Below are 7995 nucleotides of genomic sequence, written 5' to 3' on the forward strand. Positions count from 1 at the left end.
AAAGTACGATCACAAGACCGCAAGGAGCCCGCCATGTCATACAGCCCGTCCAATCGCGCTTCCGATGGTGCCCGTATCGAGGCACAGACGCCGCAGCCGCCGGATCCGCCTGTGACGCCGCCCGATCAGCCGCCGCCCACGCCGATTCCGCCTGACACGAATCCGGACCCGACGCGCGAGCCGCCCGAGCCGCCGTCGCAGCCGATCGGCGATCCGCCGCCGGGGCCTGGCGATACGCCGCACGTGTACTAGCAGCAGAGAAAGACGCTGGAATGCAGACGTTGGACAATGCCCAGAATTCGTGCAAGGTTTGAATAAGTTTCCATCCGCAGCGTAGGGATTACAACGGATGGCGCAATAATGACCGGCGACACAGGCTGTCGCCGGTCGCTTTTTCTGAAGCCGCGCTTCTCGGAGCGCATCGGTCCGGCGCCGCCGACGTCACTATCGCGACGGCCTTCTTCTCTGGAGGCATCATGAGGCATCCCGCACTCCGACGCTCAGCGCGTCACTCGTCCAAGCGTGAAGCGCGCGCCGAAGCCGCCAAGGCTGTCGGCACGCAGGGCGCATCCGCGCCGCCCGCCGATCACGATCCCGCCGGTCAGAACCGCCCCGCGCCTGGCGCGCCGCCCGATGGCGAGCATAACCAGGGCGGCGTGCGCCGCGAGGGCATCGACTATCAGCGCGATCTGGGTTCCGAGCAGGACGCGTGATTGCAGCCGGCGGGAGCACCCGGCGCAAGAATAAAAATCTACACGCGGCCGCGTTCGCCGCGTATTTTCGTTCGTCCGTAACATCCTCATACAAATTTTCATTCACAAAGGCCGACAAAAAGGCACAGCTTTTGCATACCCTTGATCGCCAATTCGAGCATGCAACGACAACTGATGAGGTGATGCTGTAATGAGCAGATTGATCGTGGTATCGAATCGCGTCGCACCGATCCAGGAGGGCAAGCCCAGCGCAGGCGGCCTCGCGATCGGCGTTCTCGACGCGCTCAAGGAGACTGGGGGCGTGTGGTTCGGGTGGAGCGGCGAGATCGTCGGCGAGTCGGGCGCGCCTGTCGTGGAGAAGGGCGGCAAGGTGACTTACGCGACCGTCGGACTCACACGCCGCGATTACGACCAGTACTACCGAGGTTTCTCGAACGCCACGTTGTGGCCGACGTTCCACTACCGCAATGACCTGTCGCGCTTCGATCGCGAGGAATACGCGGGTTATATGCGCGTCAACGCCAGCCTCGCCGCGAAGCTGAAGACGATGCTCAAGCCCGATGACATCATCTGGGTGCACGACTATCACATGCTTCCGTTCGCGCAGGAGTTGAGAAAGCTCGGCGTCGCGAATCCTATCGGCTTCTTCCTGCACATTCCGTTTCCGGTGCCGGAGATGATGCGCACCGTGCCGCCGCACGAGGAACTGATTGCGGCGATGTGCCAGTACGACGTCGTGGGCTTTCAGACGGACAGCGACAAGCAGTCGTTCATCGATTATGTGGAGCGCACGAGTCGCGGCCACTTCAACGAGGACGACGGCATGCTGCAGGCATTCGGCCGCATGCTGAAAGTGGGTGCCTATCCGATCGGCATTTATCCGGATGCGATCGCGAAGGCCGCCGAGCAGTTCGCGAACCGCAAGCAGGTGAAAAGCCTGCGCGACAGCATGCACGGGCGCAAGCTCATCATGAGCGTCGACCGCCTCGACTATTCGAAGGGTCTCGTCGAGCGCTTTCAGGCGTTCGAGCGGCTTCTGCTGAACGCGCCGGGCTGGCATGGCCGCGTGTCGCTCGTGCAGATCGCGCCGCCGACGCGCTCGGACGTGCAGACCTACCAGCGCATCCGCCAGAATCTCGAAGGCGAGGCGGGCCGCATCAACGGACGATTCGCCCAGCTCGACTGGACGCCGATCCAGTATCTCAACCGCAAATACGAGCGCAATCTGCTGATGGCGCTATTCCGTCTCTCGCAGGTCGGCTATGTGACGCCGCTGCGCGACGGCATGAATCTCGTCGCGAAGGAGTATGTCGCGTCACAGGATCCGGCCGATCCGGGCGCGCTCGTCCTGTCGCAGTTCGCGGGCGCGGCAGATCAATTGCCGGGCGCGCTCGTCGTCAATCCGTTCGATTTGTCTCAGATGTCCGAAGCGCTGGAGCGTGCGTTGTCGATGCCGCTCGCCGAGCGTCAGGCGCGTCACACCGACATGATGGCGCCGCTGCGCGAGAACAACCTTTCGGTATGGCGCGATTCGTTCATGTCGGATTTGCGCAGTGTCGCCACCGCGACGTCCGTTACCGAAAAGACCGTCAAGACGGTGAAGCAGGGCGCAGCCGAAGCCAGGCGTCCGGCGGCGAAGGCCTGAATCCGTACTGAACGTCGTCACGCACTCAGAGCCCCGCGCCTCGAAAGAAGCGCGGGGTTTTTCATGCGTCGCTCCGGAACGGTCGCGGAACGGGATTTGCGGATTCATCACGGACACGATCGAAGGAGGTCATGATGAGTGGAAGCACATTGAACCCGCCCGAAGACGACGGCGCGGAATACGGCAAGGGGCACGGCACCGGAGCACTCGGCCCGAGCGACTCGTCGGACAGTGGGTCGGACGTGCAGGGCGAAAAGCGCTATCCCGGCGACATCGAAGATGAGCTGGACGCGCACGCGCTCGGCCAGTCCAAGGCGGAGCTAGCCAGCGATACGGACCGCTTCGGCACTGGCGAAAGCGCGTCGGCGGACGGCGACAACAATCTGGAGGCCGACTCCGATATCCTCCCCGACGAAGTCGAGGATGAAACCCGCAGTCTCGCCGACGAAGACGCCGACCCGGCCGCCGACCAGCCCTGACACGTAATGCAGAGCGCAACACGAAAGCGGCGCGCTTCCGACGGAGCGCGCCGTTTTTTACACACGGTTCGCAGCGCGGCGCTAACATCGTCGATTGACACTTCAAGCCGCGCTCACGCTCCCCGCCGATGGACCAGGACGTCTCCGCCCCTCAATCCGCGCCCGTCGCCTCGGGCCGCACGTCGCGTTTCGGCTGGCTTTCGTGGGTCGTCGATCCGATCACGCAATGGTCGCAGGATCACTGCCTGATGTTCTCGGCGGCGATCGCGTTCTTCGCGGCGTTTTCGCTTGCGCCGACGCTCGTCATCGTGATCGCGGTGGCGAGCGTCTTCTTCGGCGCCGATGCCGTGCAAGGGCGGCTCTTCGCCGAGATCAGCGGTGTCGTGGGCGTGGACGCCGCCCGCACGCTGGAGGCGATCGTCGCGAACGCGTGGCACGCCGACATCGCGCGCAGCACGGCGATTCTCTCTGTCGCGGGCGTGCTGATCGGCGCGTCGGCGACGTTCTCCTCGCTGCACAGCGCGCTCAACGTCATCTGGCCGACGCCTGCGGTGAGCACGCGCGAGAGCATCGTCACGCTGCTGCGCGTGCGGCTGATGTCGTTCGGGCTGGTGGTCGGTTCGGGGCTGCTCGTCGCGGTGCTGCTCGTGCTCGATGCGCTCGTCGAGATACTCGGGCATTGGGTACTCGGCGACGGCAGCCCGTTCATCGTCCTGTCGGGCCTCACGCGGCGCGCGATATCGCTCGGTGTGCTGATGATCGCCTTCACGGTACTGCTCAAGTTCCTGCCGACGACGCGCATGCGCTGGTGCGATGCCGCGCTCGGCGCCGCCGCCGCCGCGCTGCTCTTCGAAGGCGGCAAGCGCCTTTTCGCGTTCTATCTCGCGCACGCGGGCACGGCGAACATGTTCGGCGCGGCCGGATCGCTCGCGATCATCCTCATGTGGCTCTACTACTCGGCCGCGGTCTTTCTGCTCGGCGCCGAGCTCGCGGCGACGGCGGCGAGAAAGCGCACGCATCGCGCGTCGGGCTGGCGCTGACCGGACAAAAAAAGGCCGTCCGAAAGCGGACGGCCCGCGATTACGCTCGTGTCGCTCAGGCGCCTCGCTTGACCGGGTCGTCGCCGAACGCTTGAGAGCGTGAGAACCGATGACGCGCGCGCCGCATCACGCCTGACGGCGCAGTTCGGCGGGCGGCACCTTCATCAGATGGCGATACTTCGCCACCGTGCGGCGGGCGACGATCACGCCCTGATCCGCGAGCATCTTCGCGAGACTCACATCGGACAGCGGATCGCGCGTGTTCTCCTTCGAGATCATTTCCTTGAGCAGCGCGCGCACCGCCGCAGCCGAGCAGGTGCCGCCGCTTTCCGTGCTCAGTTCGCGCGGGAAGAAGTGCTTGAACTCGAAGATGCCGCGCGGCGTGGCCATATACTTGTTGCCGGTCGCGCGCGAGATGGTCGATTCGTGCAAACCGAGTTCATCGGCGACATCGCGCAGCACGAGCGGCTTGAGCGCGATCTCACCGTAGTCGAAGAACGCCTTCTGATGCGAGACGATGCATTCGGCGACGCGCTGGATCGTCGTGAAACGCTGCTGCGCGTTGCGGATCAGCCAGCGCGCTTCCTGCAATTGCTGCGCGAGCGGCGAGCGGCTCGCGCCGGCCGATTGCGCGAAAAGCTCTGCATACATGCGATGGATGCGCGCGCGCGGCAGCACGGCCGGGTTGATCATCACGACCCATTGCTTCTTCACCTGACGCACGATAACGTCGGGCACCACGTAGTTGTCCTCGCTCTGGCCGTAGTTCTCGCCCGGCTTCGGATCGAGGCGGCGCACGAGCGCGCACGCGATGCGCAGTTCATCCGCGCTGCAGCCGATCTTTTTTTGCAGTTCGGCCTGCTCGCGCCGCGCGAGACGCTCCAGATGATGCGTGACGATCTCGAGCGCAACCGCACGGCCCGGCGTGTCCTCTTCGAGCGCTTCGAGCTGCAGCGCGAGGCATTCGGAGAGATTGCGCGCGCCGACGCCCGGCTTGTCGAGCGACTGCACGAGCTTGAGCGCGATATTGAGTTCATCCTCGTGCAGCGCGGGCTCGATTTCCACGACATTGGCGAGCTCGCTCAATTCCTGGCGCAGATAGCCGTCGTCGTCGAGCGCTTCGATGATGAGTTGCGCAATCGCGCGATCGCGCTCGTTCAGCTGATAGAGGCGCAACGCGTCGTGGAGCGTTTCATGCAGCGACGGCTCGATGCGCACCCAGTCGGCGGGATCGGAGCCTTCGCCGTCGCTGCCATTGCGCGAGCCGCGGCCGAAGGGATCGGATGAGAATTCGCTCATCGAATCTTCGCGCGAGCCGGCATCGGCGCTTTGCTCGCTTTCCATGCTTGCTTCGGGCGCGAGCGGCGCCTCGGTGGTGTCGCTGGTGGCGGTCGACGAGAGCGCCGATTCTCCCATCGAACTGCCGTTGTCGGCGCCGAGCGCGTTGTCTTCGGTCTGTGACTCGTCGTATTCGAGGAACGGATTGGTATCGAGCGCGTTGCGCAGTTCTTGCTGGAACTCCAGTGACGAAAGTTGCAGGAGACGGACTGACTGCTGCAGACGCGGCGTGAGCGCGAGCGTTTGCTTCGCGCGGAGTTCGAGTGTAGGCGGCATTGCTTGCTAATCCTCGATTGTTCTATACGTAATGGGCAGGTTTGCGAACCATTAAAGCAATGGCCGTGCCAACGTTCCGCAAGCTCGCGTTGCGACTACGTTTTTGGCCGTCCGCTACACGTTTGCGAAGCAATCAGGAGCCTTCTTTCACGCAGTTTTTACACGCGCTCAGACAAAAGCACCGCGGGTTTGCGGCCGCGAGAGATGCGTTGCGCCAGACGGTTCTTCGACCGTCGAAGATTTGTTCGCGCACGCACGAACGCCTTGCTGCACGGTCCGTTCAGCGCACCTCAGGAGAAGTTTGTGAGCGCGGTGATGTGATCCGGCACGCAAGTTGCGGCACAAGGCTCACGATCCGCGTGCTACGGGCGCGGACGTAATCGAAGAGCCGCCTCGCGCAAAGGCGAACGGGGCGCCAGACCAAAATCGAAAAAATGGGAGTATTGCCATGAAGACGACTCAAATCCTTAAGGCAGCCGGCGGTATCGCATGTGTGGTGTTCGCACTCAACGTCGGCGCACAAACGAATGCGGCGTCGTCGACAAGCGGTTCCGGCACGTCGATGGGCCAGAAGGTCGATGACAGCGCCATCACCACCAAGGTCAAGGCCGAATTGCTCGGCGCGAAGAACGTCAAGTCCACGCATATCCACGTCAAGACGCATGGGGGCGTGGTGTCGCTGACGGGCACGGTGCCTTCGGCAGAGGACAAGACCGCCGCCGAAGAAGTCGTCTCGAACGTTTCGGGTGTTGCTTCCGTGAAGAACCATCTTAAAATTGCCGCCAAGTAATGGCATAGTTCGTATGCCCGGCTTCGCCACGGCGGGCCGCGGTTGAGTGCCAGTAGTACGGAACCCGCGCGGGGTTCGACGATTCGCCACAATCAGGCGAAGAATCGGACGAAGCGCGGGTTCTCGCATGGGGGCATGGGGTCGCGTCGCATCGCCCGATGCTTCAGTCGCAGTTCACGCATGACGCTTCACGCAGTGCGCATCACCTCGCAGCACTTCGAAACTTAAAAACGAGTACGACCGTTCAGGACCGTACTTGCACAGGCGGCTCTCGAATGCGCAGTAGCCCGGCATTCAGAGGCCCCGGCAAAAAGGAGCTCTTCATGAAGACGAAAAAGATGGCATTGATCGGCGCGCTCGCGCTGGCATTCTCGACGGCGGCATTCGCGCAGGCAGCTTCCGATGCGGCCACGACCGGCGCGGACGCCGGCACCCACGCGAAGAAGCAGAAGGGCACCTATCTGCATCAGCAGGACAAGGCGCACAAGCTGAAGGGCGCGTCGGCAGCGGCGGCGGCTTCGGCGCTCGGCACCAACGACAAGGGTCAGCCGCAGTAACGCGTCGGCCCGACGCTCGACGAAAAAACGGCCGCATCGCGGCCGTTTGTCTTTCTGCGGCCCTTTCGTCATCGGGCCGCTGCTACGTCGATGCTTCAGGACTTCGCGGCTGCGTATTGATCGCGCAGATCGCGGATGCGGTCGTGATTTTCGACCACGCCCTGATACTGACGCTCGACGATCTGGCGGATATCGGCAGGCAAATCCTTATCCAGCGCCTCGCGGTAGTTCTTCTTCGCGGCATCTTCGCCACGCTCGCATTCGGCGAGAATCGCGTGGTCGCTGTGGCCGGTCACGGCCGACTTTACATCGACCCAGCCGCGATGCAGCGCGCCGGCCATCGAGCCGCCTGTTTCGGGCTTACCGCCCAGACGCGCGACGACATCCTGTAACTCGCGCGCGCCTTCGGCGCACTTCTGCGCGCGATTCTGAAACAGCAGCTTGAGGCTCGGATCGCGCGTATCCTCGGCGGCCTTGAGAAAACCCTTTTCCCCGTCCTTCGAGGTTTCGACGAGATCGTTGAGTACCGATACGACGTTCGTGCTCATATAACACCTCCTTTTAGTTTCGATATTTGCCACTGCGCAGCCTCCCTGCGGGACGCGGCTCGCCGAGTCATTGCGCACGCAGCGTGCCCGCGCTTCGTGTTCAGGGGCACGTGATTTGCTCCCGACACGGCAAACAGCGCGCATGGGTTAGACGCGCAGACCACGGCAATGGGAGAGAACACAGTGAAATTCCTCAATCGACTCGCACATCGCGAGTTCCTTACCCTCGTCGCTGTCGCGGCATCCGCGCTGACCTTGCACATCCGTGAGCGCGTTATCGACATGCACGCGCAACCGGCGCAGGCATCTCACCTGGAATATGGACCGCTCTGCGAAGCGCCCGCCGCGCGCACCGGCAAGGCGCGCGTTTTGCCTGCCGCTTGCGGCGTGCGTGCGAACAGGCGGCCGGATCGGACGCACGCGTCGTGGGTGTGACGCGTTCGGCGCAAACGCATCAGCACAAACGCCCGCGGGAAGCGGTAATGCCGTTCAGTTAGCGCTGAACGGCATTTTTGTTTATGGGGTGAGAAGTGGTTGTAAACGGAGCGCCGGGCTGTTAACTTTCCGGTGCGATGCTTGCCGACCACCTCACTTATCTGATCGAAGCAC

10 protein-coding genes are annotated in these 7995 nt (G+C 63.3%); 7 read left to right on the forward strand and 3 right to left on the reverse strand.

Annotation, left to right across the window (positions count from 1 at the left end):
- Positions 1-33 precede the first annotated feature (33 nt).
- The 5 genes from NCS58_RS04765 (at position 34) to NCS58_RS04785 (ending at position 3877) form a co-directional block, all read left to right on the forward strand.
- Positions 34-252: a hypothetical protein gene (locus tag NCS58_RS04765; protein WP_250537993.1), complete on the forward strand. Its 219-nt coding sequence runs from the start codon at positions 34-36 to the stop codon at positions 250-252.
- Positions 253-476: 224 nt separating this feature from the next.
- A complete protein-coding gene (locus NCS58_RS04770) occupies positions 477-713 on the forward strand; it encodes a hypothetical protein (protein ID WP_061120620.1) in 237 nt (78 codons plus the stop codon).
- 190 nt (positions 714-903) lie between these two features.
- Complete coding sequence (gene otsA, locus NCS58_RS04775) at positions 904-2358, forward strand: alpha,alpha-trehalose-phosphate synthase (UDP-forming) (protein ID WP_250537994.1); 1455 nt, start codon at positions 904-906, stop codon at positions 2356-2358.
- Between the two features lie 131 nt (positions 2359-2489).
- Positions 2490-2837 (forward strand): hypothetical protein, encoded by a 348-nt coding sequence (locus tag NCS58_RS04780; RefSeq protein ID WP_061120617.1) that lies wholly within the window; start codon positions 2490-2492, stop codon positions 2835-2837.
- A gap of 128 nt (positions 2838-2965) precedes the next feature.
- Positions 2966-3877 (forward strand): YihY/virulence factor BrkB family protein, encoded by a 912-nt coding sequence (locus NCS58_RS04785; protein WP_061120616.1) that lies wholly within the window; start codon positions 2966-2968, stop codon positions 3875-3877.
- 126 nt (positions 3878-4003) lie between these two features.
- On the opposite strand, the gene NCS58_RS04790 is transcribed toward NCS58_RS04785, so the two are convergent.
- A complete protein-coding gene (locus tag NCS58_RS04790; protein ID WP_250537995.1) occupies positions 4004-5491 on the reverse strand; it encodes an RNA polymerase factor sigma-54 in 1488 nt (495 codons plus the stop codon).
- A gap of 448 nt (positions 5492-5939) precedes the next feature.
- On the opposite strand from NCS58_RS04790, the gene NCS58_RS04795 reads away from it, so the two are divergent.
- On the forward strand, positions 5940-6281 hold the full coding sequence (locus NCS58_RS04795; protein WP_061120614.1) for a BON domain-containing protein: 342 nt from the start codon (positions 5940-5942) through the stop codon (positions 6279-6281).
- A gap of 323 nt (positions 6282-6604) precedes the next feature.
- A complete protein-coding gene (locus tag NCS58_RS04800) occupies positions 6605-6838 on the forward strand; it encodes a hypothetical protein (RefSeq protein WP_061120613.1) in 234 nt (77 codons plus the stop codon).
- A gap of 95 nt (positions 6839-6933) precedes the next feature.
- Here NCS58_RS04800 and NCS58_RS04805 read toward each other — a convergent pair whose 3' ends face one another.
- Positions 6934-7386, reverse strand: a complete 453-nt coding sequence (locus NCS58_RS04805; RefSeq protein ID WP_061120612.1) for a PA2169 family four-helix-bundle protein — start codon at positions 7384-7386, stop codon at positions 6934-6936.
- Positions 7387-7694: 308 nt separating this feature from the next.
- On the reverse strand, positions 7695-7995 hold a 301-nt coding region (locus NCS58_RS04810), incomplete at its 5' end, for a hypothetical protein (RefSeq protein ID WP_250537996.1).

It is taken from the genome of Caballeronia sp. INML3B, assembly GCF_023631305.1.
GTDB lineage: Bacteria > Pseudomonadota > Gammaproteobacteria > Burkholderiales > Burkholderiaceae > Caballeronia > Caballeronia turbans.